This window comes from Tardiphaga alba, from assembly GCF_018279705.1.
Classification (GTDB): Bacteria; Pseudomonadota; Alphaproteobacteria; order Rhizobiales; family Xanthobacteraceae; genus Tardiphaga; species Tardiphaga alba.
Genome location: NZ_CP036498.1, coordinates 1405433 through 1430129 on the forward strand (window position 1 = coordinate 1405433; position 24697 = coordinate 1430129).

Consider the following 24697-nt stretch of genomic DNA (forward strand, 5'->3'; position numbering starts at 1 on the left):
TTTTCTCGTTTGCGCGATGATATCGCTCGGTAGAACAAGATTTCCGCCAATGGCCAGTTCGATGTCCGGATCGCAGCAGACGACAACATCCCTCGGCATCGCCTTCGGGGCCGGGGCTGGCGCGCTCTGGGGGCTGGTCTTTCTGGCGCCGGAGCTGGTGCCCGCTTTCAGCCCGCTGCAACTGGCCGCCGGGCGCTATCTCGTTTATGGCGCGATTTCGGCACTGCTGATCGCGCCGCGCTGGCGGCAGCTTTGCCGCAAGCTGAGCCGCGGCGACTGGAGCGCGCTGCTCTGGCTCGGACTTGCCGGCAACACGCTCTATTACACATTGCTGACCAGCGCGGTTCAGATCGGCGGCATCGCGATGACCTCGCTGGTGATCGGCTTCCTGCCGGTCGCGGTGACCATCATCGGCAGCCGGGCCGCGGGCGCCGTGCCGCTCGGCCGCCTGATGCCGTCGCTGATTCTCTGCTCGGCGGGTGCCATCATGATCGGCCTGGAGGCGCTGCAGGTGCCGTCCGCAGCCTCGCAGCAACAACAGCTTATCGGTTTGCTCTGTGCGATTGGAGCGCTGGTCTCATGGACCTGTTTTGCGATCGGCAACAGCCGCGCGCTGGCGCGCCTGAACGATATCTCGGCCTCCGACTGGAATCTCCTCACCGGCGTCGTCACCGGTGCGCAGAGCCTCGTTCTCATTCCGCTGGCCATCCTTGCCGGCACCGTCGCGCATGATGCGCTGGCCTGGGCGCAGTTCGCCGGCGTGTCGATCGCCATAGCGGTGCTGGCCTCCATTGTCGGCAATGCGTTCTGGAATCGCATGAGCCGGCTGCTGCCGCTGACCATGGTCGGACAGATGATCCTGTTCGAGACGCTGTTCGCGCTGTTCTACGGCTATGTGTGGGAGCGGCGATGGCCGACTTTGCTCGAAAGCGCCGCCTTCGCCTTTGTGGTGCTCAGCGTCTGGACCTGTATCGGCGCCCATCAGGCCCATGCGCGCCGCGGCCGGGCCGTTGCCGGCGCCTGATCGATGCGGTTGGCCGCCCGGCCGACATGCCGTAAATACCCGTCAGCTTCCTTGCAGATGTGCGGGTGTGGGATGGACTGGGACAATATACGCGTATTTCTGGCGGTCGCGCGCGGCGGGCATTTCTCTGCGGCGGCATCGACGCTGCAGATGGACAATGCCACCGTCGGCCGGCGCGTGATCGCGCTGGAAAAGTCGCTGGGATGCCGGCTGTTCGACCGCCGCCCCACCGGCAGCGTGCTCACCGAAGCCGGCGAGCGCCTGCTGGCCTCGGCGGAGGCCATCGAGTCGAACCTGCTGCGCGCCCAGCGCGACCTGTCGCAATCGGAATCCGATCTGGCCGGCACCGTGCGCATCGCGGCGCCCGATGGTTTCGGCACGCTGTTTCTCTGCCCGCTGCTCGCCGATCTTAAGCGGCAATATCCGACGTTGACGATCCAACTGGTGCCGATCTCGCGCACGCTCTCGCTATCGAAGCGCGAGGCAGATCTTGCGATCATGATCGATCGCCCCGATGAAGGGCGGCTGTCGATCCGTCGGCTGATCGATTACTCGTTACACTTCTATGCGACGCGCGACTATCTCGACCGCCATCCGCAGCCGCAGACCATCGACGACCTCTCGGCGCATTCCGTCGTGACTTATGTGCAGGATCTGTTGTTTGCGGACCGACTGAATTTCGTGCCGCAGCTCTACAGGCCCGAATATTCCCGCTTCGAATGCGCGACGGCGATGGGGCAGATGGCGGCCGTGCGCGCCGGCGCCGGCATCGGCATCCTGCATGACTACGCCGTTCACGATGACCCCGTGTTCGAAATGGTGTTGCCGGATGTCTCCTTCACGCGCAGCTACTGGATGGCTACCCATCTCGACGTGGTCGGCCTCAACCGCGTGCAGACTGTGGCGAATTTCATCGCATCCGGCCTGACCGCCCGCGCCTCCATCTTCCGCCGCACGCGTCCGGATGCGGAAACGACGTGACCGGATGGGCATGAGGTCTGGTCGGCAAATATGATTGCCCGATCGTAAAGGTTTCCCTTGCCGCGTTTGCATCCTCTCAACCATCGACGGCGTTCACCAACCGGCAACCGCTTTTTTTAGGTCACCGGAAAGGCCCGGGGACGAGGATCGCCATCGATCGAAGACGAACTTCGGCAGGAGGCGATATTGGCTTTAGGTTTGTTCCCTTATCTCGCGGCGGGTGCCGCATTGGTGGTCGCAGCTCTGCTCATGAGCACATCCACAACCAAACATGCGATCGAGCGTGCGGCGCCCTGCGATCGTTAATCATGTGCTGATCTCCTGATGCGTCACCGGCAGGCGTGTCGCGCATCGGTACCAAAACCTTAAGGCCTTTGCATGAAGGCTGCTGGCTTACAGGAGTAGCCAAAGTGAGCCTTCGATCCCTCGCGGCCCAGTCGCTGTCCGCGCGACAGAAGTCGCAATTGCGCAAGTTCGCCTTCCAGTTCGGCGGCTACCGGATGCGGCGCGTCGAGGCGATCGTCGATCAGCTGGTGCGAGAGGATGGCGCGCGCAGCTTCCTGCAGATCGGCGCCAATGATGGCTACATGTCGGATCCGCTCAACCTGGCGATCTTCCGTCACGGGTTGCGCGGCGCTTTTGTCGAGCCGCAGGCCAATTACCATCGCGAATTGCAGAACACCTATCGCGGCCTTCCGGGCCTGCGCTACGTGCAGAAAGCCATCGCCAGCGAAGCCGGGCATATGACCATGTTCTCGCTGGATTGCTCGTCAGGCCGGCTGCCCCGCTGGGCGCGCGGCGTCGGCACACTGTCGGCCGATCAGATACGCAAATTCGGCGACCAGATTCCCGATATCGAATCCTATATCCGCTCGCAGGACGTGCCCTGCTGCACGGTGCCGGAACTTCTGGCGGAGATCGACGAGCGGGATCCGGACATCGTCGTCGTCGATGCCGAGGGGCTCGATTATGCCATCCTGTCGCAGTTCGATTTCGCGGCGCTGACCACGAAACTCGTGATCTATGAGACCGAAAGCATGGAAGCGGGCGATATCGATGCGCTGTCCGTGATGTTTGTGCGCTGTGGCTTTGCATTGCTGAGCGCTGGGCAGGACACGGTTGCGATCCGCAAGACTACGCGTAGTTGGCGGTCCATGGGTGTGGAACCCGCCGCTGCCGACATCACGCAACGATAGGGTGGCGATTTTTTTACGCTGAATCCTGATTTCGCGCAGGGAGCGCGTCGGTATTAGTCGGATCTATCTCTACTGGTTGTATCTATATGACGTGGCCAAGGAAGGCCCGTTTGAATGACCGGTGGGAATCCATGGCCTCTCTCGACTTGCGCCCGATCGACGACAGCAATGTCGACGTCGCCACGTCGATTCTCGTCCGTGGCTTTCCCGAACGTGACGATGCGTTCTGGCGCGCAGGTCTTCAGCGAATCTTAACCATGCGCGATGCCGCGCGACATCCGCCCATCGGCTATCTCATGACCGTCGGCAATGATGACGCAGGCGTGGTGCTGACGATCCCGAGCCAGCGGCCGGATGCGACGGGGATGACCGATGTCATTCATCTTGCCGCTTGGTACATGGACGAGCCGCATCGCTGGCTCGCTGCGCGGATGATGAAGAAGGTCGTCGCCACTGCGAACACCGTGTTTTTCGATCTTACGCCGAATCCCGCTGCGCAGGTCATCAATCGCAGGCTAGGCTTCGATCTGCTCGACGAAGGCTTCCTGATCTATCTGTTGCCGCTCACCGCGATGCGGTTCGGTGGTTCCGCCACCGTGCTGTCATTCGAGCACGCGTATGACGAACTGACTGCCGATGACCGTCATCTGCTCGCGCAGCATCGCGCGCTCGGCTGCATCGTCGGCGCCCTGCGGACGGGCGGGCAGGTGTCGCCGCTCATCTTCACGCCGATGCAGCGCCGCGGCGTGCCGGGCGTCCGCCTCATCCGCGCCGCGTCCAAGCAGCTCGTCACGGACAATCTCGGCGCCATCTCGCGCTTCCTGCTGCGACAAAAGGTGCTCTTCCTGCGCATGGATGCGACCCGCAAAGACTCCGCAGCGGGCAGTTTCGCAGCGCGCTGGACCGAGCCGACTTTTATCAAGGGGCCGCGCGGCAGCGCGGAAGTCGATCTCGCTTATTCTGAATTCGTGTTTCTCGGCACGGCTTGAACCTGCCGCACATCTTGGAGGGGCCAATGACCACAGGGACCATCACGGACACCGCCGCCATCGGCGCGGCAATTACCGGCTATCTGCAGCAGCGCTTTCCGTTGCTTGGCGCCGTCGACACCGACACGCCACTGCTCGGCAGCGCGGCCATCGATTCACTCGGCTTCCTCGAAGTCGTGACATTTCTCGAGGAACAGTTCGGCATCGCGCTCGATGACGATGACTTCGACGCCGACAATCTGAAGACCCCGGCGCATCTCGTCGCGCTGGTCGAGCGCAAACTGCCGTGACCCGGCCCGCTTATCTCCTTCACCACCTGCTCGACGGCACCGCCGACGAGCCGCGCACCGCTATCATCGATGGTGCGCGCACATTGACCTATGGCGAACTGCTGCGTCATGTCGTCGGCTGTTCGGAGGTCCTGCGCGCCCATGGCCTCGTGCCGGGCGAGCGCGTGGCCATCGCGTTGCCGAAGAGCATCGAGGAATGCTGGGCGATCTTCGGCGTCAGCCATGCGGCCGGCGTGTTCGTGCCGGTCAACGCCTTGCTGAAAATGCCGCAGGTCCGTCATATCGTCACGGATTGCAGCGCCAGTATCGTGATCACCTCGCGGGCTGCGCTGGATGGCATTCGCGAAGCACTGGACGGCGTGCCGCTCAAAGCCATTCTGTGCGTCGAGGACATCACGCCGCAATCCGCACCAGCCGTCAGCGCCAGGCGCGAGGCTGCATTGGGCGAGGATCTCGCTGCGATTCTCTATACATCTGGTTCGACCGGCCGGCCGAAAGGCGTGATGCTCAGTCATCGCAATCTGCTGGCGGGATCGCGGATCGTGATCCAGTATCTCGGCATAACCGCGCAGGAACGCATCCTGTCGATCTTGCCCTTCAGCTTCGACTACGGCCTCAATCAGTTCCTCACGGTGGTGCAGCAACGCGCCGTGATCGTGCTGTTCAGCTTCCGTCTCGGCGACGAGATCGTGCGTGCCATTCAGCAGCACGCGATCACCGGTCTGGCGGGCGTGCCGACCATCTGGGCCATCCTGACCAAGGCTGCGCCGTCGCTGGCGCGCACGCCATTGCCGTCGCTGCGCTACATCACCAATTCTGGCGGCGCCGTGCCGTCCGAGACCTCGAAGCGGCTGCGCGAACTGATTCCGGATACGCAGATCTTCCTGATGTACGGGTTGACCGAAGCGTTCCGATCGACCTTCCTGCCGCCCGATCAAGTCGATATCCGGCCGACATCGATCGGCCGTGCGATTCCCGAATGCGAGGTGTTCGCCGTCACGGCGGACGGGATGCGCTGCAAACCGGGCGAACCCGGCATTCTCGTGCATCGCGGGCCGACGGTCTCGCTCGGTTACTGGAACAGGCCCGACGACACCGCGAAGGTGCTGCGGCCGAATCCGTTCGTGCCGGCGATCCAGGGCGGCGACACCGTATGTTACTCCGGCGATCTCGTCGTCGAGGATGACGAGGGCTATTTCAGCTTCGTCGGTCGCGCCGATGCGATGATCAAGTCGTCCGGTTATCGGATCAGTCCATCCGAGGTCGAGGAAGTCATGATGGCCACAGGCGCTCTCAAGCAGGTGGCGGTGATCGGTCTGCCCGATCCGCTAGCCGGGCAGAAGGTGCATGCCGTCGCCGTCGCGCGCGACGCAACGGCGGATGCTGCCGCTATTCTGCAGGCGGTGTCGCAGCAGCTCCCGGCTTTCATGGTCCCGCGCGCGATCGAATTCGTCGATGCGCTACCGACGACGCCGAACGGCAAGATCGATTATCCGCTGCTGGCGCAGCAACGGGGCAAGCATGTCGCAGGCTGACGCAATGACACCGACGCTGACGGAGACGCTGGTCCAGCGTCATTTCAGTGTGTCCGGTGCGGATTTGTGCGTGGGCGGCTTGCCGGTGCGCGAACTCGCCGCACATCATGGCACGCCGCTGTTCATCTATGACGGCGGCGTCATGCGGGCGAATTACCGCGCGCTGAAGCAGGCGCTGCAGGGCTTTGCGCATATCCATTATTCCGTCAAAGCCAATCCGGCACCGGCGATCATTCGCCTGTTTGCCTCCGAAGGCGCGGGTGTCGAGATCGCATCGATCGGTGAATATCGCGCGGCGCGTGCCGCAGGTGTCGCGCCGGATCGCATCCTGTTTGCCGGTCCCGGCAAGCGCGTTGCCGAACTGGAAGCCGTCATCGCTGATGGCATCGACGAAGTCCATGTCGAGAGCTACGAGGAGATCGCCCGCGTGGCCGCGATCGGTGCGCGGGTCGGTCTACGCGTCCGCATGTCGATCCGCGTCAATCCAGTGGCGGCCGCGCAAGGCGGCGCCATGCGCATGGGCGGCAAGCCGGCGCCGTTCGGCTTCGACGAAGAAGATCTGTCAAACGTCGTCGCTGCGGTGATGGCGCAGGACGCGCTGGACCTGCGCGGCGTGCATCTGTTCGCCGGCACGCAGATTCTCGATGTCGATGTGCTGCTGTCCCAGTGGCGTCACGCCATCGATGTGGCCTCGCGCGTCGCCGCCCTTGCGGGAAAGCCGCTGCACACCATCGATCTCGGCGGTGGCCTCGGCATTCCTTATTTCCAGGGCGAAGGCACGCTCGATCTGGCGGGGATCACCAAGGCCGTTCCGGATCTGCAGCGCCTGCTGCGCGCCGATCCGCTGCTTGCCGACGCGCGTCCCATTGTCGAGCCCGGACGGTTTCTTGCTGGCCCCGGGGGCGTCTATGTGATGGCAGTCAACGCCTCGAAACTGTCACGTGGTACGCGCTTTCTCGTCACCGATGGCGGCATGCATCATCATCTCGCGGCGTCCGGCAATCTCGGCCAGATCATCAAGCGCGACTATCCGATCGTGGCGCCGGCGCGGATGGATGCGCGTGACACATCGCCGGCCACCGTGGTCGGCCCGCTATGCACGCCACTCGACACGCTGGCCCGCAAGACCGATCTGCCGGATCTCGCCGCAGACGATCTGATCGCGGTGCTGCAGTCGGGCGCCTATGGCCGCACGGCGAGCCCGTCGGGGTTTCTCAGCCAGCCCGAGGCCGGTGAAATTCTCGTCGAAAGCGGTGTGGTCGAGGTTATGTCTGCGGCTTGAGCGCAGCGACGCGGGCCTGCCACGACTTCACGATGCGATCGGCCGCGAGCATGACGCGGCCGCGCCAGTTTACGGCTGCGACGAGATCGTAAAGCGGCAGTGGCGTCACGCCGAAGCGGCGCTTGTAGTCGTAGCTGCCGACACTGAAATCGAATTTGCGAATGCCGTCGTGATGCAAGGCCGCCATGGTGCGGTCGATGATCAGGCGTCCCGGCGAGCAATTGGTCCAGATGCCACCGGCATTGCTGATGCGGACCATCAGATAGGTCGCCTCGATGCAGATGCCGAGCAGGGTCGCGACGATGGTCTCGCCGCAGGTCAGGGCTGTCAGAACGACATAACCTTCATCCAGCCCGCGGCCGATGACGTCGCGATGAAACGCCGAGCTGTCTTTGTCGTCGAGGGCATAGTCCTGGCCCAGTCCGCGCATGCGTTCGCTCTGCTGCATCTCCAGCGTCGCAAAGACGTGCAGCGCGCGGGCCATGTCGGTGATCCGCTCGAAGCGAGCCCCCTCATGCTTGGTGAAGACGCGCCAGCTGCGCTCGAGTTCCTTGCGGAAGGTGCGCTCGCGCCCGAGCCGATGGGCCTCGTAGTCGTCATCGATGATGAGCTGATGCCCCTCGATCGCGCAGGGACGGGCGAGAGCAAGCGAGGCGAGCGGATTGGGCAGGTCGCCGATCACAGAAGGCATCTTGCTGAAGCGCACGACGTCGCAGCCGCCTGCCGCTGACAAAGCCTGTTGCAGCGACGCCCAGAGCAGAGCGGGATCGATAGGGTGATCGGCCGCGGCCGAGCCGAGGATGGGCGCATTATAGTCGGCGCCGCCGGCGAATTCGGCAATGCGGGCGCCGTGCTGATACCGCACGATCAGCGGGATGATCGCGAGCACATCATGCTGGCGCGGATCGCGAACGATCGCGATCAGCGGCGCGTTGTTGCGGTCGTGCCGGTGCGCGTCATACCAGGCGCCGAGCCAGTGCCAATGCTGGAACGGCGTCTTGTGCGCATGGAGCATATCCGCGCGCAAACGCGCCGCCACGTCGTCCCAGCTGGAGGTCAGCTCGACGAGGTAATGCGACGTGTCGCGCCGGATCTGGGGGATCCGGACGCCGGAGATCATTCCGGCGGCCTGGCTCATGCAGCGTCGGCCGTCTTGGGCAGGTCGATGATCTCGCCCAGCTTGGCCTTGTCGAGCTTGAAGTCCACAGACTGACGGGCCGTGCGCTCGCGGCGCAGCCATGAGCTGTTGCGCAAAGCGCGCTGCAGCAGGCGCTTGGCGAGATAGGATGGTCCCGACGTCGTGCGGCTCTTGGCCTGATAGCCGAATTTATGGCGCAGCAATCCGTTGGTGAAATTAACCATCTGCAGCCGGCGAATCTGCTCGTCGGTATAAGAGATCGTCATCGAGATATTCACGGTGTTGAGATTCTCGACGCGATGCGGCGCGTTCAGCGGCCAGTGCAGCATCTCCCCCGGTTTGAAGTCGTAGACCAGCGCGTGCTTGTCGTACCAGTTTTCGAACGGCATATCGACCTCGACGCTGAACAGCGCGATGTCTTCGAGATGCTGCGGGGTGAGGAACGGTGGCGTGGTCGGATAGAGATAGACACGCTTGCTGCCGAGGATCTGGATCAGGCCCTGGCCGGGCAGATCCGCGTGATAATACACCTGCGCCTTGGGCGAGGAGATCAGAATGCCTGCCGTGTGCTGCGGCGCGCCGAAGCCCGGCACGTGGCCGTTGATCTCGCCGAACAGCTGCTGCACGACTTCACGATAGCGGCGATCCACTTCAGTGACGTTGCGGAGATTCAGCCACAGCGTTCCGGCATCGATGGCGTCGATGATCTGCAGGCCGCTGAGGCCGCCGAAATCACCTTCACGCCAGACACGGCGGCTTTCGCGCGGGCCGGTCTGGATCAGATTGTAGTGCTCGCGGGGATAGGCTTCGATCAGTTCTGCGAGCGCTTGCCGCGAGAACAGCGGCGACTGATGCAGATTGTGCTTGATGAGGATCGGCTGATGTCCCCAGAGCTGTGCATTGTTTTCGTCCCAATCCACCAAAATGCGGTCGGCCATGGTTCTGTTCTCCAATCCCTGCGAAGAGTGATTGCGTCGATCCTGTTGTCTGACCCGGCGCAGTCCCGGGATATGAGTACCGGGACGGTCGGAACATACGCTCACAACTTTGCATTTGAAGTATTTGTGCCGGTGATTCCGGTCCAAATCCGCGCACAAGGTTACCGGAAGATGGTGTCGATCTCAGACTCGCAGCTGTTGCGAAATCTCAATCCTGGGGCGCGAACCGGGAACGAAACCGCACAATCGCGCGCATGGCCTTGCCGCGGATATCGGCGACGTCGAGCACCCAGCAGGCGGCGAGATAGATGACCGCGCCGAACGGCACGAGCACCGCGACGGCGATCCTGTCCCAGTCCCGGAACAGCGGATCAATGATGGCGATCGTGACGGCCATGGCGCCCACGGCGAGCCCCACTTTCGCCGACTTCATTAACGGGAACGGTAGCGTGAACGCGCTGCGCACCAGCCAGAGCGCGCTGAGCAGGCTGATGATTTCGGATGCGACACGACCCCAGGCTGCACCATGGACGCCGAATGCGTCGATCAGAAAATAGGAGAGGATCGTCCCCAGCACGAAGGTGACCACCGCATTGATCAGATAGAAGCGGTTCTGGCTGGATAGGAAGAAGCTGATGTGGAGATATTGCTGCACGAAGATCTGGAAGATCACAGCGATTGAGACGATTGGAATGATGCTGGCGCCGACGGCGCGGAATTCCTCGCCGAGCACGAGATTGCTGATGCGCGGGGCCAGCATGGCGAAGCCGATGCAGCAGGGCAGCGTGATGGCGAGCAGCAGTTCGAGGCAGCTCTTCAGATGGGTCTGAACGGCCTCCTTGCCCTCATTGGCGAGCAGTTTTACGGCGATCGGCACAAAGGCGGAGGCGGCGCTGATGGCCGGAATGATTAGCGCCTGGCGCGCCAGATCCACCGATGCGCCATATTGCCCGGCCGCGCCGGATCCGGCGAGATAGGCCACGATGAACCGGTCCGTCGATGTCGCCAGAGCGAGCAGGCCGATCGAGAAGGTCAGCGGCATGCCCCATGCAATGAAGTGCCACAGCCGGGTCTGCGAAAAATCAATCTTGGTGCGGCCCCACACCTCGCGGGAGACCAGCAGCGCCGCGAGCGTATAGGCGACGCCGCCCGATAGCAGGAGCGCGCGGCCATCGCCGCCGACATAGAGCACGCCGCAGCCGAGCAATGTCACCAGCACCGCGCGGCCGAGCGTCGCGTAGAGCACGTGGTGGGTCTGCTGTCGCGCGCGCAGCAATTCGATGCTGAGCTCGTAGAAGCCGACGCAGAGCGCGAACACGATGCCGGCCGGAACGGCCTTGAGATCGTAAGCGCTGAAATGGGCGGCGGCCAGCACGACGAGCGGAAGCGGCAGGCTGATGCAGAGGAAGCCGGCGATCACCGTCGCCCGCATGTCGGTGCCGTCGGCCTTGGCTTCATGGCGCGCGATGGCCTGCCGCAACCAGGTGAAGAGAATGGCGCCGATGATGGCGGCGAGCGCGGTGCCGATGATGTAGATGCCGTATTCGGCAGGCGTCATCAGGCGGGTGAAGATGACGACATTGAGCAGGCCGAACGCCGCGGATGCCGCGTTGGCTGCGAAATAGACCGAGGTTTGCTTGACCAGCGACAACTCAGGACGTCCGCATGTTCGCCGCCGTCACGCGGCAGCATTCGATTGCGATGCCAGATAGGCATGCAGCGTGTCGCGGATCTGGCTGACCGGCGTCTTGTTGAAGGACTGGATGCACAGCGAGACCTGCCGCGGTGACGCCGATGCGATCATTGCCATGATTTGCTCGGGGCTGAGGACGTCCTCGGTCCAGTGCGTATTGCTCAGGCTTTCCGTGGTGATCTCTGCGGCGTCGCGCAAGGCATCGGTGCCCATGACGAAGTTGCCATAAGTCATGTATTCGGAGAAATCCCGCGCGCGGCACAGTGCTTCGGACCATTCCCGTCCCGTCACCGTCTCGATGCGCGCGATCATCGCCTGCACGATCTGTTTGTCCCAGATGATGATCTGGTCGATGAAATCGTCGGCCGGGAACGTCGGTGCCGGCATGCCGAGGATGTCGCGGGCCGTCCTCACCCAGGTCTGGTGCCCGGGCAGGCTGTCGTCCGCGTGACCGTAATTGATCCGCAGGGTCGGCGGATGCGGTGGCGCGATGGTCGCAACGTCGAACGGGCGGAAGAAAACATTGTCGGAATCGATCAGGCAGTAGCGATCCTCCGGCAGGACCGCGGCGGCCTTGATCTTGACCAGTTGCTGCGTGTGCCATCCGCTCACCGGCTTGGCGCGCAACGACCACCAGTAGCGGCGGCGGCGCCAGCGCAGCAGCGGGATCTCGTGCAACCATGTGGGCAGCAGCTCGGAAGCGCGCATGACGACGCGCCGCCCGCCATGGAACGGCTTGAACAGCGCGAGGTCTTCGTCATGGACGATGACATAGTGACGCTCGAAGGACGAGACGAAGCGGTCGACGCTTTCGAACAGCAATGCCGAGCGCTCGAGGTCGCCCCGATAGCTTGGCGTGATCAGCGAGACCGTGTCATGTTCGCGTCGGGTCATGGATTTCTTAACTGAACTTCATCTAACAATGAGCAGTGCGTTGACGTGCGAACGACATCTCTGCTCTCGTAAAATCACTGACACATGCGTTTTGCATCAATTGCAGTTTCAACTGTATTTCATTCCGATTCGAAATTCCTTCGGATCGATCGTCAATGGTTCTCATGGTTAAGGCCGCCTTTACCAATCGGTCTGGTCTGGCGGACGGGGTGGCCGAGGCTACCGCGGTGAACGCTGTCGTCGATTCATCGGCTCTGCCCGCCGGGACATCGCAGCGTCATGTGATCTGCCTGGGTGCCGGTGCCGAGATGCAATGTGGTGTCGGCCATTTCACGCAAAAGCTGTCCGATGCGCTCGATGCTCTTGATCCCGGCATGCGGATCGATGTGAGCTTCACGCGCGCGCGCGGCACGCTCGGTGAGTTCTGGCGCGCCTTGCGCGGCGCGCGCACCGTCACCTGCAATTTCCCGATCGTCAGCTGGAAGCGCGTCGTGTTGCGGCCGCTGGCGGCACTGGCACTGGCGCGCCTGCGCGGCCGCCGCGTGGTCGTCATTCAGCACGAGTGGGATTCGCTGCACTGGGCCCGCCGGTTGACCTATATCCCGGCGTTGCTGCTGGCCAATCGGATCGTCGTATTCTCGCTGTTGGTGAAGCGCCAGCTGGCTGCGGACCCCGTGGTCGGCTGGCTGGCTGGCCGCTGCGTACTGGCGCCATTGCCGCCGAATATCGTGACGCCCCCGCATATCGCGGACTCGCCGCTGCGTCAGCGCATGATCGCAGCGAAGCGCGACGGGCAACTGATCGTCGGTCATTTCGGCTCGATCTATCCCGGCAAGCAGCCGGAGGCCGTCCTCGCGATCGGTGCGGCGCTCAAGACGCGGGGCGCCAAGCCGCTGCTTGTCTATATCGGCTCCTTCATCCGCGGCACAGATCGTATCGAAGAGATGTTCCACGCAAAGGCGGAAGCGCTCGGTATTGCGTCGGATGTCGTGGTCAGTGGCTTCATCGAGTCCGATGCCGAGATGTTCGGCCTGTTCGAGCAGGTCGACGCATTCTGCTATCAGTTGGACGAGGGGCTGACGGCCCGTCGCGCCAGCATCATCGCCGCTGCTCAATCAGGGCGCCCGATCGTGGTGACCGCTCCCGAAGATGTTCATGAATTCGACCATCACCCCCGCTTTCGCGAGATGATCGATCGCGGCACGATTACGCTCGTGGCGCGCGACGCGGATGCCGATGGCTATGCGCGTGCAATTCTCGAATCCGTTCGCACGGCGCCATCGGACGCGGCCATCGATGCGCAGGCATGGTGGGACGATACGGCGCGCGCGATCTACGCCGAGGTCTGAGCGGCGATGCGGTCGTCGCGCGCATCCGGCTTGAGGCGGAAGCGCGACAGGTAATGCAACCCGGCGACGGCGATGACGAACAGGAACCAGATCGGATTTTGCTTATCCAGCAGGAACGTTTCCATCGTCGATAGATAGATTCCGAACAGCCACACGGTCAGCAGGAAATGCGCCAGCGGCTGGTTCTGGTCGCCGTCCTGGATGCGCTGATAGTCGCGCAGCGGCATATAGAGCAGGGCGGCGAGGGCCAGCATCAGGCCGGGGAAGCCGATGCTCAAGGCGAGTTCGAGATATCCGTTATGGCTGTGCGAGGCATCGGTGGCCCATTCGAAGGCCGAGCCGATCGTGGTCTGGTTGGCCGGGTTGTTCCAGAACGCGCCATAGCCATAGCCGAAGATCGGACGCCCAAAGAATCCCGTCAGCGCAAATTCCCAGATGCCGGTGCGGCCGGTGAATGTCGTGTCGATCGGCAGTGTCGCGACGATGCCGGCAAGGGCGGGGCTGATCGCCGACCCCACCGCCAGCACGTTCATGAGAAGGAGCGGGGCGAAGCAGATCGCGCATTTCATCGCGAAGCCACGCACGCGCGAGACGATCTGCACCAGCAGCAGGATGGCAACGCAGAAGCCGGTCGAGCTCTTGCCGCCGGAATTGAGCATGAAGATCACGGCGGCTGCCGTGATCAAGATGCCAGCCACCGTGAGTTCGGTGCGGATCAGATAGAGCCCGAGATAGATCAGGATCGCCATCACCGGTGCGGCGATGTTCTTGTGCGAGAAGGCGCCACGCCAGTCACCGTCGAGATTGGCTTCCACGGCGTCCCTGATGGAGTGGATCGCGTAGTCGGGAATCAGCAGCAGGCCGAGATAGCAGATCGCCAGGAGAAGGCCTGCGGAAATGGCGAGGCACAGATTGAGTTGCGCGCGGCTCGATGGCAGCAGCGGGATCATAAAGGCGAGCGCGGTGACGCTGGCCGTCAGCGTGAAGCGCTGGAGCGACAATCCCGGCAGGTGAGACGCCACGATATTGATCAGCATCCAGGCCACAAAGGCGATATTGACCGGCGTCCCTAGCGATCGCAGCGCCGGTAGGCTGTCACTGGCGCAGAGGGCGACAGCCAGCAGCGCCAGCGAACCGAAGGTGATGTAGGTGGTGGCGAGCTGCCCGGTCGCGATCTCGGTCAGGCTGGTATTTTGGAGATTGGCGAAAGGCTCGAAGGTCAGCCAGATCAGCAGCAGCGAGCCGATCACGATGCAGCAGCGGATGAACGCGATGAGGCCTGCATTGTTGATCGGTGCCGACAGGGCGGGCGCCTGCATCCGCAATCCGTCGGTGTGGTCGAACGGAGGATGATGTCCGCTACTCGCCATCGCGTTACGCCGATTTCGCCTTGTAGGGTTGCGGCTCGATGCCGATAGCGGCCAGCACGCCGCCGACAGCCACGGTGATAGGATGCATGGCGATCAGCAGTTTTCGCTCTGTGAGCGCGATGCGTCCGGCACGCCATACCGACAGCGGCAATGTCGCGATCACCCGTGCGAGCAGCGCGATGCGGTCGAGCGAGGTGCGCGTCACTTTGGCGCGGATCTGATAGTTGATGGCGCCGATCCGCAGCCCGCGCGCAGCGATCCAGCCCGGCTGCGTGCGCACCGGCGGCACCGTTTCGGTGATGACGGCTTCGGCAGCCCAGTAGAAGCTCAGGCCGGCGCGCCGGCAGCGCGTGAAAAAGTCGGTGTCGCCGCCGCCCAGGAAGTTGAACCGCACGTCGAAAGTCGGTTGTGTCAGTGTCGTGAATACACGGCGTCGGATCAAACAGTTGCCGCTGCCATAGATGATCGGCACCGGGCCGCTCGACATATAGGCGGGGCAGAATGCGGGATGCCGGCTGAGGTCGCGCTTGGTGACGTCGTCGAATTGCGGGAACACGGGGCCGCCGACCACATCGGCATCGCTGCTGATGGCGGCTTCGATCATGCGATGCAGCCAATCCGGCGCAGCGATCTCGTCGTCATCGATCATCAGCAGCATTTCCGCATTCGGGAACTGCGCCATGGCCGTCGCAAAGGCCGCATTGATCGCATGGCAGTTGCCCTGCTGCGTCTCGACGACGCATGCGCCGGGCAGTTTGGAACTCTCGAAAAAGTTGAGCGCCGTCGAAATGCTGGTGCGGCCAGCATCGTTCTCGACCACCACGACGGCGAACCGGTGCGATGTGCGCTGGGCCTGGACCGAGGCGAGAGTGCGCAGGAGATGTTCGGGGCGTCGGAAAGCCGGCACGCAGACAACGGCCGTAACGCCTGTTTCTGCCGAGGAATATGCGACTTCACGCGACGCGGTCATGGAATTACACCCTATCGGAGATCGGCAGCCGCTTTACACGGAAATCGATCGCTGTCCGTGCTGATCGCGAGTCGGGTATCCGACTTGCGCATCGTGACGCAGCGTGGAAATCTACCGCGGCACGTCTAAAGCAGCGTTATTTTGAGGTCGCGCAAAGACTATTTGTCGCAAGCGGTATTTTACATGGTTTAAGAGCCGTTAACCGACTGTTACTACACATTTCTGTGCTACTGTCCCTCTACTCCAACGAGTTCTCCTTAATCGTAATGCACGTGTCGCTATCCCAGCCTGATGAGCCGTCTGCATCTCCGGTTGCGTCGCGATCGGGTGTTTGGCCGGACGCGCTGTGGCCGCGATTGTCAGCCCGCGTGCAGCATCGGCTGGCAATGCATGTCGCCGTCGCGCGGAAGCAGATGCGCAATCCCGGTCCGCTTGTCAGCTTCACCTTCGATGACGTTCCGGTCAGCGCCGCGACGCTGGGTGCCGAGATCCTTGGCGAATATGGCTGCCATGGCACATTCTATGTGGCCGGTAGCCTGGCGGGCACGGATGAACCGCTGTGGAGCCACGCCACACGTGAACAACTCCTGACGCTGCATCGCGCCGGGCACGAACTGGCCTGCCATACCTATACGCATAAGCGCATGTATGAACTCGGGCCTGCCGAGCTCGCGGCAGAAGGCGACCGGAACGAAGCTTTCTTTCGGGCGCTCGATCCGTCGATCACGCTGCGCAATTTCGCCTATCCCTGGGGCCTCGGCGACTACGGCCACAAGCGCGCATTGGCGGGGCGCTTCCAGACCTGCCGCAGCGTGCAGCCGGGGATCAATCACGGGCGTATCGATCCCCACTTCCTGCACAGCACGCCGCTGGAAGACGCCCATATCGATGCGGCCGGCGTGGACTGCGCACTGGATGACGTGTGTGCCCTGAATGGCTGGCTGATCTTCTACGCGCATGAGGTCGCGACACGATCCGGCGAATTCATCTGCTCGCCGGCGCTGCTCCGGCATGCACTGGCCGGCGCCGCCGCGCGCAAAATTCAGGTCGCCAGCGTCGCGGAAGCGGTTCGCCTCACAGGTATTTAACTGAATATTTGCCATTCCCGCGCAATTATCGGCGCCGCGTCATGGTTAACCCTTCGTAAGGGCGAGACGCGATCGGTGTGTGTTGCGTTGAGGGGCCTCGGGCACGGCGAATGTTCAAGTATGACGAGCCAGTTGACCGGAGGCCGGATACGCCAGGACGCGATCGTCCGGCGGCCACGACACCTGCGTTCGACCTCACTTATCTGATCCGGCTTCTGCTCCGCCGGGCCGTCTGGATCATCGGCGCGGCGCTGGCCTGCGCCGTGATCGCCGTGGTGATCGGCAAGAGCCTCACGCCGAAATTCGCCGCCACCACCCAGCTCTATATCGATCCGCGCGAACTCCAGCTGGTGGAGCGCGAGCTCACCCCGCGCTCGCAGGACCTGTCTGGCCTGACCATGGTTGCGGAAAGTCAGGTGCGCCTGATGACGTCGAGCAGCGTGCTGCGCAAGGTCGTCGATGACATGAAGCTGCGCGACGATCCAGAATTCGGCGGCGGCGCCACGCTCGGCTTCCTGTCGCGTCTGTTCGGCTCCAATACCGATGCGCGCACCCTAGAGATCGACGAACAGGCTGCGGCGATCGATGCGTTGCGACGGCATATCGCGGTCAAGCGCACCGACCGCACCTTCATCGTCGATATCGAAGTCTGGTCGCGTGATGCGACCAAGGCGGCATTGCTCGCCAATGCGGTCGCCGATGCGTATATGATCGAGTCCAAGGAATCCCAGGCGGCGGCCGCGCGGCGCGCGACCATCGATCTGTCTGGCCGCCTCAAGGAGCTGCAGGAGCGACTGCGCGTCGCCGAAAACAATCTCGCCGTCTACAAGTCGCGCAATAATTTCATCGGCTCGCAGGATACCCAGGTCAGCGATCAGCAGCTTTTGTCCGGCGCCCAGCGGCTGGCCAATGCGCAGGCGGCCTTGCTTGATGCCAAGGCGCGCTACAGCCAGATCGAGGCAAGCCGCAAGAACGCCACCGATCCCGGCGCCATTCCAGAAGCGATGATGTCGCCGACCATCGCCAATCTGCGTACTCAGTTCGCCGAAGCCCGCCGCAAGCAGGCCGAATTGATCGGCGAACTCGGCCCGCTGCATCCGGCGCTGCGCATGGCTAATAAGCAGGTCGATGATCTCCGCGTGAATATCGGCGAGGAACTCGCGCGCTTCGCCCAGCTCGCGAAGAACGACATCACGCGCGCGCAGGATCTCGAAACGTCGCTGACCAAGGCGCTCGATGCCCAGAAGCGGCAAAGCTCGGATCTCGGCCAGGCGTCGGTGGAGCTGCGCGAACTCGAGCGCGAAGTCGAAGCCAGCCGCGCCATCTATCAGTCCTTCCTCAAGCGTTCGCGCGAAACCGAGGAGCAGGAAAGCCTGAACACGTCGAATGCGCGCATCATCGGTGCCGCGACGACGCCGCAGCGGCGCATCTTCCCGCCGCCCATGAGCCTGCTCGCGATGATCGGCTTCACGCTTGGCGCACTCGGCGCTATGGCATGCATCATCCTGCTCGACCGGTTCGCATGGTTGCTCGCCCCACTGCCCACCATGGGTCCGCCGCGCGGGCCGGATGGTGGCCGCAAGGCGAAAGCCGAGCCGGTCAGTGTCGTTCAGGCACCTCCGTCGCAGCCGAAGCCTCAGCCCTTGCCGCAGCACCAGCCGCGCCCGATGCCGGCGCCGGTCGCTCAGCTCTGCGAGCCCGTTTATGTCCGGCTGCAGGAAGCCGATGTGTTGCGCACCCTGAATGGCATCTTCCCGCTGTCCGGCGGGCCCGACATCGTCCGTCTGGGATGGCCGACCTTGCTCACTGGGCCCGCCTCGCAGCGTTTCGCCGATGCATCGCTGCGGATGGTGCGGCTTGCCGCAGGCCATTCGCAGAACGGACCGGTGGCGATTGCAGCCACGGGCCCCGGGCGCGACGACCGCACCATAGTGGCGCTCAACGTCGCGCTGGCCGCGACGCGTACCGGCTGGCGCGTGCTGCTGATCGATGCCGACCGCTCCGCGCAGGCGATCTCCAAGCGCCTCAATTCGCGGGTCGGACGATCCGGGATGCCGGGTGGCGAGCGGGCCCATATGCCGGCCGTCGATGAGATGAGCGGCGTCGCGATCCAGCGTCTCGATCTCGTTCGCTTCGAGGACGCCGCACTGGATGCGCTCGCAGCCGCGCGGCGTAGCGGGCTCTATGATCTGATCGTGCTTGATGGTCCCAATGGCCCAGCCGGCGCAGCTGATCGCCGTCTGCTCGATGCGATTGATGGCGTGTTTGTAGTCGTCCCCGATCGCGTGCCGCCGAAAGACTATGTGCAGGCCGCGACATCAGGGCTCGATGGCGGTGCGCAGAAGCTGGTGGGCGTCGTGTTCAGTGAACTCGGCGCGCAGCAAGCGCCGGCAGCGCAGCGCCAATACGCCTGATCGGCTTCACCGCGGCGGCGTGCGCCGGAACAGTTTGTTGAACACCGCCTGTGATTTCGGGAAGTTGCCGGTGTCGAGTTGCGTCGGCCAGTCGCCGTCCACATTGAAATAGGCGGCATAGGCGATATCGGCGTCGTTCTGCACGAACCAGTCGTGCATCTTCTGCACGAAATAGGGATTGTCGCCGAACTGTCCGACGCCCCATTCCGGGTAGCTCATCTTCTTGCCATGCGCACGCGCGAAGTCGCGATGCCATTCGAGGCCGTAATCGGCCTTGAGATAGCGGTCGCGCCAGCGTTTCTCTTCATTGCCTGGCCATTTGAAGTCATAGACATCCATGCCGATGTAATCGACCACGTCGTCGCCGGGGTAAACGGAATCGGCTGGCAGTTCCTGTCGTCCCCAGTTCGGACACCAGTCGAATTTGAACTGCGACGAATAGCGCCGGAAGATGCCGACCACATGCCGGAAGGCGCGGATGTAGTCCTGTTCCTGGCCCTTGGCGAACCACGGCGTGCCGATGCTGTTCATCTCCCAGCCGATGCGGATGATCGCGCGCGGCTGCGCATCCGCAATGGCTTGCGCCGCCGCGGCGAATTCACGGTCATGCAACCCGTTGGCGACGTCGGCGAGCGGCGTGCCTTTCACCGTCAGTGGAAACGACCAGACCACGTTGCGTGACGGGTTCAGGCGCTGCCACAGCAGCGGCACCCAGCGATACTCCGCAAAGTCCGACCATTTGTCATGGGCATAGTAATCGACGGCGAGCGCCGAGCTGCGCGGTTGGTTGAGCTCGTCTTCCCATTTCCGCAGATTGAATTCACGGCCGCGATCACCCCAGCTGACGAAGGCGCCGGCATATTTGGCGGTGGGCAGCGTCGCGATCGATGGTTCCGGCGCCGCCGTGCCGGATACCGACAGCGTGACGGCAAGGCCGAGCAACAATGCGGCGATCACCAGGCGCAGGGTGGTGCGTGCGGACATGCGGCTCAACGCGACAGGGCCGAAGCGGCGCTCGACAGCGGCCGCTCGCCGCGCATGGCGGCAGCGATGCGGAGACCGATCATGAGCGCGCCCGGCGCAGTGAGGTGACCGGAATCGAATTGCAGTGGAATGTCACGGCCCGCATATTCGTCGCAGCGGTTGCCGGGGCAGACGGCGTCATAGACCGAGACATAATCCACGCCCTTGTCGCGGGCCAGCGCACGCAGCGCATGGTCGCGGTCGCGAATGCCGGCGGTGCGATGCGCCTGCGCGATGCTGTCGTCGCCGCGCAGGATCCCGCTGGCGAGAAGCCGCGGCAGCGCGCCATCATATTCCACGATCGGGCCGAGCAGCGTCACCTTCAAGCCGCGGGATGTCAGTTCGTCCAGCGTGTGTGCGAGCGCGGCGATGTCTTCGTCTTTCCACGATGCCGACAGCAGCACGCGATCGACCTTGCGGTCGGCGAGGAAGGACTGGAACATCTGGTTCATAAGGCGGGGCAGGCGCGGATGTCCAGCGTCGAGACCGGCTGGATCAGCGGACGGCACATGCTCGCACTTGCCTGCAGCAGATTGACATCGGGCAATGCGGCGGCGAGGCCGGACCAGAGATGCGCGGCATGGCTGTCGCCGAGCAGCAGATAGTTTTGGCGCGCCGGATCGAGCTTCAGGCAGGTTTCGCTGTCGAAGCTCTGGCGGTTGTTGCCGAGATAGCAGCTGCCGGTGCGGAAGGAAGGCGCGGGATCATAGCCGAGATAGGAGGCGATGGTGACCACCTGCGGCGAGAAGCGATAGGGCGCGCCACCGGCGATGATGGCGAGACAGGCTGCAGCCAGCACGCCGCCGATCGCAGCACCGCTCAGCGTGAAGACCGATCGCGTGGACATCGTCCGCGCAGCAGTGCGGAAAGGCCGTTCAACAAAGCGCCAGGACAGGATGGCAAGCGCGAACATCGTCGCCAGCAAGGCCAGGTTCACGGCCATCGCCGATGAGCTCTGCAGCAACATCGCATCGGACTTCTGGAATACGATCAGCGGCCAATGCCAGAGATACAGTGAATAGGAGATCAACCCCACAAAGACGATCGGTCGCCACGACAACAGGTGGCCTGCGAACGACATCTCGTGGCCATTCGATGCGATATACAGCACGGCGCCGATACAGGCAGCCGCGGCGGTGAGCGGCAGCGCATGGGTGGGCGAGGCGAAATGATAGCTGCCGAGCAGCAGCATGAGGCCAAGCGCGCCGCAGATTTCGCGCATGACCTTGCCGCGCGGCGTCGGGATCACGCCGATGGCGAGCAGGGCGCCGAGCGCCAGCTCCCAGGCGCGGAACGGCGTCAGGTAGAAGGCGAAAGTCGGGTTGCGCATGTTCATGGCGATGGCGGCGAGGAACGACAGTACCGTCGCCGTCACCAGCAGCAGGCTGACGCGCTTCGGGAAGAAGCGATAGATCGCCATCATGAAGATCGGTACGAACAGATAGAACTGTTCCTCGACGCTCAGCGACCACGTGTGCAGCAGCGGCTTGGTTTCCGCCGGTGCATCGAAATAGCCCGCAGTCGCAGCGAAGTAGCCGTTGGAGATCGATGCGATCGCACTGGCGAGGCTCGCGGCATATTCCTTCAGCTCGACCGGCAGATGGTAGCGATAGGCGAGCAGCGAGGTGGCGATCAGCACCACGATCAGCGCCGGGAGGATGCGCAGGGCACGGCGCTTGTAGAAATCGACGATCGAGAAAGAGCCTTTGCGGATGTCCTTGTCGACCATGCCGCAGATCAGGAAGCCCGAGATCACGAAGAACACATCGACGCCGAGAAAGCCGCCGCTCATGCCGGGGATGCTCATGTGATAGAGCACGACCGGCAGCACCGCCAAAGCGCGGAGACCGTCGATGTCGCTTCTATACCTCATGAGCGCGGGCTTTCATGGCACCGGGGTGCCGGGTGGTGTGTCAGTTAAGAAACGCGATGCAGGCCGGCCAGAGGATATATCCGACCGAAGCCGCGCCGCGCAGTCGGACGCCTATATGTCGTTTGATCGCATGCCAGGCCAGCATCACCGGTCGCAGCATCCATGCAATGATCTCGCACAGGAAGATCACGGCGCCGATCAATGCGATGACCAGCGCGTCATGCGACGGACCGTATCGCCGCGTGCGCGCCGCGTCTTTCGTGCGTCCCCAGATCGGTAGCGCATCCCAGCGCGCGCGCGAAACCAGCTTCTGTTCGCCGTCGATATCGACGATGACGAATCCGCCGGGTGCGATCTTCAGGAATTCCACCGGGCTTCCGTCCATATCACGAAGGCCTGAAATGACGGTCACGACGCGCTCCGTTGCAGCAAAAGAGAGTGAATATGTCGGGGCAGTATTTGCACAATGGTAGTTATCTGCCCGCCGGCCTGCAATCGATCGCCGTTGTCGCGGTTAATCGTTTCGATGCTGCGACAAGGAGGCACCGGTATGCTGACCGATGAATCGCAATTGATTCAAATTTTACCAAATGCGCCGTTGCGCACGGTTGTCGCGCATCGCTTCATTCACCATGAGTGGCGGTCACGGTTGTTATTTACCGGCCGAAGTCATATGGGCAGATCATGCAGCACTCCGGCAGCACGCGTCTGACCTCGACCTATGTCTCGATCCAGTATCTGCGGGCGATCGCGGCACTGGGCGTGGTTGCCGTTCACGCCAGCCCGACCGGCTATACGCTGGCGATCGGCAATGCCGGCGTGGACATCTTCTTCGTGCTCAGCGGATTCCTGATGTGGACCATCACCGAAGCGCGCCCGCAATCGCCGCTGGTGTTCTTCAAGCACCGCCTCATCCGTATCGTGCCGATGTACTGGTTCGTCACCTCGCTGCTCGTGGTCGGTGCGCTCGCGGTGCCGTCGGCATTCCCGAAGCTGAAATTCGATTTTTCCTATGCGCTCGGCTCCTATCTGTTCGTGCCGATGCGGCCGCCGGGGTCTGGCGGCGCAGATCCGATCTGGCCAGTGCTGGTGCAAGGCTGGACGCTGAATTACGAGATGCTGTTCTACGTCGTGTTCGCATGCTGCCTGCTACTGAAACGGCAGGCGCGCCTGCTGACGCTGGGCACCGTGCTCGTCGGCGCCGTGATCGGTGGCCTGTTCTATCGCGGCACCGATGCGATCCTTTTGTCCTGGTCGGACTCGTTGATGCTGGAATTTTTTGCCGGCGTGCTGATTGCCGTGAGCGTCCAGCGCGGCATGCTGCTCTCGCGCAGTGCCGGCTGGAGCCTCGTGGCAGCATCGCTCATTCTGCTGGTGGCATTGAATGTCACCGATTGGGTTACGCTGCGGCTTCTGGTCTGGGGCGTGCCGGCCGCATTGCTGGTCTGGGGCGCGATCATCCTTGAGCGCACCGGGCCGATCCCGCAATGGCCGTGGCTGCGCGCCATCGGCGATTCCTCCTATTCGCTCTATTTGACCCACGGCCTCGCGCTGTCGGTGCTGGGCAAGGTGATGAGCCATACTTGGCCCTTCCTGTTCATCGGCATGGTCGCCGCGACCATCACCGGCCTCGCCTTTTTCCATCTGGTCGAGCGCCCCATGATCTCCATCGCGCAACGCCTGATGCACCGCGAGCGCAAGGCCGCGCCTCCAGCCAACGACGCCCTGCGCCGCACGGCCTGATCAGGGAACCGTGCCGAGAAGAATGGAAGCTAAAGGCTGGGATTTCTATCGGGAGGATAATTGGTAGCGGGAGAGGGACTCGAACCCCCGACCCCAGGATTATGATTCCCGTGCTCTAACCAGCTGAGCTACCCCGCCACAGGGCCGCGACGGCCAAGATGCCGCGTCGCGAACGGGCCGCTTATAAGGAGGCGGGGGACTCCCTGTCAAGCAAAGCGACCGCCGGAAATCCGCTTTTCCGCCATTCGGTTACAGATCCCCGGAAGAGTGCCGATTGCGGCGATCTTCCAAGGGCTTGGCGGCCGATGGTGGTGCCGGTCTGTAGGGTGGGCAAAGGCGCCCTTGCGCCGTGCCCACCACCCCTGCCGTGCACGCGACGGTGGGCACGCTTGCGCTTTGCCCACCCTACGAGGTTCGCCCTATTTGCCGTCGAACGCCTTTTTCAGCGCGGCCATGTCGAGCTTCACCATGTCCATCATGGCGGCCATGGCGCGCTTGGCGCCTTCGCCATTCTCGCTGGCGAGCAGTTCCGTAAAACCGTTGGGCACGACCTGCCACGGCACGCCCCAGCGGTCGTTGATCCAGCCGCAGGCATTCTCCTTGCCGCCATTGCTGAGGATGGCGTCCCAGACGCGATCGACCTCCGCCTGATCCTCGCAGTGGATGGTGAAGGAGACGGCATTGCTGAAGGCGGCGGGGCTGCCGCCATTGAGGCCGATATAGGTCTGGCCCGCCAGCGTGAAGCCGACCACCAGCACATTGCCGGCCTTGCCGCCGGGATAATCGATCGGCGCGCGCTGCACGCGATCGACGGAAGAATTCGGCACTAGCGAGCAGTAGAAGTTGGCCGCTTGCTCGGCTTCGGTCTCGAACCAGATACAGGGAGAGATCTTCGACATCACATGTC

The 24697-nt window shown here is 63.2% G+C and carries 20 protein-coding genes, 1 tRNA gene and 1 pseudogene; 11 read left to right on the plus strand and 11 right to left on the minus strand.

The features are described from left to right. Nucleotides 1-49: 49 nt before the first annotated feature. The 7 genes from RPMA_RS06655 to RPMA_RS06685 all read left to right on the plus strand — a co-directional run bounded on the left by RPMA_RS06655 (nucleotide 50) and on the right by RPMA_RS06685 (nucleotide 7297). Nucleotides 50-1024 (plus strand): DMT family transporter, encoded by a 975-nt coding sequence (locus RPMA_RS06655; RefSeq protein ID WP_249225579.1) that lies wholly within the window; start codon nucleotides 50-52, stop codon nucleotides 1022-1024. Nucleotides 1025-1096: 72 nt separating this feature from the next. Further along, complete coding sequence (locus tag RPMA_RS06660; protein WP_211912081.1) at nucleotides 1097-2005, plus strand: LysR family transcriptional regulator; 909 nt, start codon at nucleotides 1097-1099, stop codon at nucleotides 2003-2005. Nucleotides 2006-2415: 410 nt separating this feature from the next. After that, nucleotides 2416-3201, plus strand: coding sequence for an FkbM family methyltransferase (locus RPMA_RS06665; RefSeq protein WP_211912082.1), 786 nt, complete (start codon nucleotides 2416-2418; stop codon nucleotides 3199-3201). 131 nt (nucleotides 3202-3332) lie between these two features. Then, nucleotides 3333-4190 (plus strand): hypothetical protein, encoded by an 858-nt coding sequence (locus RPMA_RS06670; RefSeq protein WP_211912083.1) that lies wholly within the window; start codon nucleotides 3333-3335, stop codon nucleotides 4188-4190. Between the two features lie 26 nt (nucleotides 4191-4216). Next, nucleotides 4217-4480 (plus strand): acyl carrier protein, encoded by a 264-nt coding sequence (locus RPMA_RS06675; protein WP_211912084.1) that lies wholly within the window; start codon nucleotides 4217-4219, stop codon nucleotides 4478-4480. Beyond that, nucleotides 4477-6015, plus strand: coding sequence for an AMP-binding protein (locus RPMA_RS06680; RefSeq protein WP_211912085.1), 1539 nt, complete (start codon nucleotides 4477-4479; stop codon nucleotides 6013-6015). Before RPMA_RS06675 ends, RPMA_RS06680 begins: the two co-directional genes overlap by 4 nt. Then, complete coding sequence (locus RPMA_RS06685) at nucleotides 6002-7297, plus strand: type III PLP-dependent enzyme (RefSeq protein WP_408056512.1); 1296 nt, start codon at nucleotides 6002-6004, stop codon at nucleotides 7295-7297. The genes RPMA_RS06680 and RPMA_RS06685 overlap by 14 nt, the downstream gene beginning before the upstream one ends. Here the strand turns inward: RPMA_RS06685 and RPMA_RS06690 are convergent. From RPMA_RS06690 to RPMA_RS06705, 4 genes are all read right to left on the minus strand, one after another. Continuing rightward, nucleotides 7281-8435, minus strand: a complete 1155-nt coding sequence (locus tag RPMA_RS06690) for a GNAT family N-acetyltransferase (RefSeq protein WP_211912086.1) — start codon at nucleotides 8433-8435, stop codon at nucleotides 7281-7283. The two genes, RPMA_RS06685 and RPMA_RS06690, sit on opposite strands and share 17 nt — an antisense overlap. Further along, complete coding sequence (locus RPMA_RS06695) at nucleotides 8432-9373, minus strand: cupin-like domain-containing protein (protein WP_211912087.1); 942 nt, start codon at nucleotides 9371-9373, stop codon at nucleotides 8432-8434. The genes RPMA_RS06690 and RPMA_RS06695 overlap by 4 nt, the downstream gene beginning before the upstream one ends. Before the next feature lie 208 nt (nucleotides 9374-9581). After that, a complete protein-coding gene (locus RPMA_RS06700) occupies nucleotides 9582-11024 on the minus strand; it encodes a lipopolysaccharide biosynthesis protein (RefSeq protein ID WP_211912088.1) in 1443 nt (480 codons plus the stop codon). 27 nt (nucleotides 11025-11051) lie between these two features. Further along, nucleotides 11052-11960 (minus strand): DUF6492 family protein, encoded by a 909-nt coding sequence (locus tag RPMA_RS06705; RefSeq protein ID WP_211912089.1) that lies wholly within the window; start codon nucleotides 11958-11960, stop codon nucleotides 11052-11054. Between the two features lie 155 nt (nucleotides 11961-12115). Here RPMA_RS06705 and RPMA_RS06710 point away from each other — a divergent pair, with 155 nt between their 5' ends. Beyond that, nucleotides 12116-13309 carry a glycosyltransferase family protein gene (locus RPMA_RS06710; RefSeq protein WP_249225580.1) on the plus strand — a complete coding sequence of 398 codons (1194 nt, stop codon included), beginning with the start codon at nucleotides 12116-12118 and terminating at the stop codon, nucleotides 13307-13309. Here RPMA_RS06710 and RPMA_RS06715 read toward each other — a convergent pair. Together RPMA_RS06715 and RPMA_RS06720 are read right to left on the minus strand one after the other, a co-directional pair. Beyond that, nucleotides 13294-14628 (minus strand): O-antigen ligase family protein, encoded by a 1335-nt coding sequence (locus tag RPMA_RS06715; protein WP_211912090.1) that lies wholly within the window; start codon nucleotides 14626-14628, stop codon nucleotides 13294-13296. The two genes, RPMA_RS06710 and RPMA_RS06715, sit on opposite strands and share 16 nt — an antisense overlap. A 55-nt stretch (nucleotides 14629-14683) precedes the next feature. Next, complete coding sequence (locus RPMA_RS06720; protein WP_211912091.1) at nucleotides 14684-15649, minus strand: glycosyltransferase family 2 protein; 966 nt, start codon at nucleotides 15647-15649, stop codon at nucleotides 14684-14686. A 386-nt stretch (nucleotides 15650-16035) separates the two neighbouring features. On the opposite strand from RPMA_RS06720, the gene RPMA_RS06725 reads away from it, so the two are divergent. Both RPMA_RS06725 and RPMA_RS06730 read left to right on the plus strand, forming a co-directional pair. Beyond that, the gene (locus RPMA_RS06725; RefSeq protein WP_211912092.1) at nucleotides 16036-16737 is read left to right on the plus strand and encodes a polysaccharide deacetylase family protein; all 702 of its coding nucleotides are present in this window, start codon (nucleotides 16036-16038) and stop codon (nucleotides 16735-16737) included. A 110-nt stretch (nucleotides 16738-16847) separates the two neighbouring features. After that, complete coding sequence (locus tag RPMA_RS06730; protein ID WP_211912093.1) at nucleotides 16848-19151, plus strand: GumC family protein; 2304 nt, start codon at nucleotides 16848-16850, stop codon at nucleotides 19149-19151. Nucleotides 19152-19157: 6 nt separating this feature from the next. Here RPMA_RS06730 and RPMA_RS06735 read toward each other — a convergent pair whose 3' ends face one another. The 3 genes and pseudogenes from RPMA_RS06735 to RPMA_RS06750 form a co-directional block, all read right to left on the minus strand. Beyond that, nucleotides 19158-20135: a glycoside hydrolase family 26 protein gene (locus tag RPMA_RS06735; RefSeq protein ID WP_211912094.1), complete on the minus strand. Its 978-nt coding sequence runs from the start codon at nucleotides 20133-20135 to the stop codon at nucleotides 19158-19160. Nucleotides 20136-20140: 5 nt separating this feature from the next. Beyond that, nucleotides 20141-22047 (minus strand): annotated as a pseudogene (locus tag RPMA_RS06745) (acyltransferase family protein). Nucleotides 22048-22087: 40 nt separating this feature from the next. Continuing rightward, nucleotides 22088-22459, minus strand: a complete 372-nt coding sequence (locus RPMA_RS06750) for a hypothetical protein (RefSeq protein ID WP_211912097.1) — start codon at nucleotides 22457-22459, stop codon at nucleotides 22088-22090. A 272-nt stretch (nucleotides 22460-22731) separates the two neighbouring features. On the opposite strand from RPMA_RS06750, the gene RPMA_RS06755 reads away from it, so the two are divergent. After that, nucleotides 22732-23790 (plus strand): acyltransferase family protein, encoded by a 1059-nt coding sequence (locus RPMA_RS06755; protein WP_211912098.1) that lies wholly within the window; start codon nucleotides 22732-22734, stop codon nucleotides 23788-23790. A gap of 61 nt (nucleotides 23791-23851) precedes the next feature. Here the strand turns inward: RPMA_RS06755 and RPMA_RS06760 are convergent. Together RPMA_RS06760 and RPMA_RS06765 are read right to left on the minus strand one after the other, a co-directional pair. Further along, nucleotides 23852-23928 (minus strand) — tRNA-Met (locus RPMA_RS06760). A 281-nt stretch (nucleotides 23929-24209) separates the two neighbouring features. After that, nucleotides 24210-24689 carry a VOC family protein gene (locus tag RPMA_RS06765; RefSeq protein WP_211912099.1) on the minus strand — a complete coding sequence of 160 codons (480 nt, stop codon included), beginning with the start codon at nucleotides 24687-24689 and terminating at the stop codon, nucleotides 24210-24212. Nucleotides 24690-24697 lie beyond the last annotated feature (8 nt).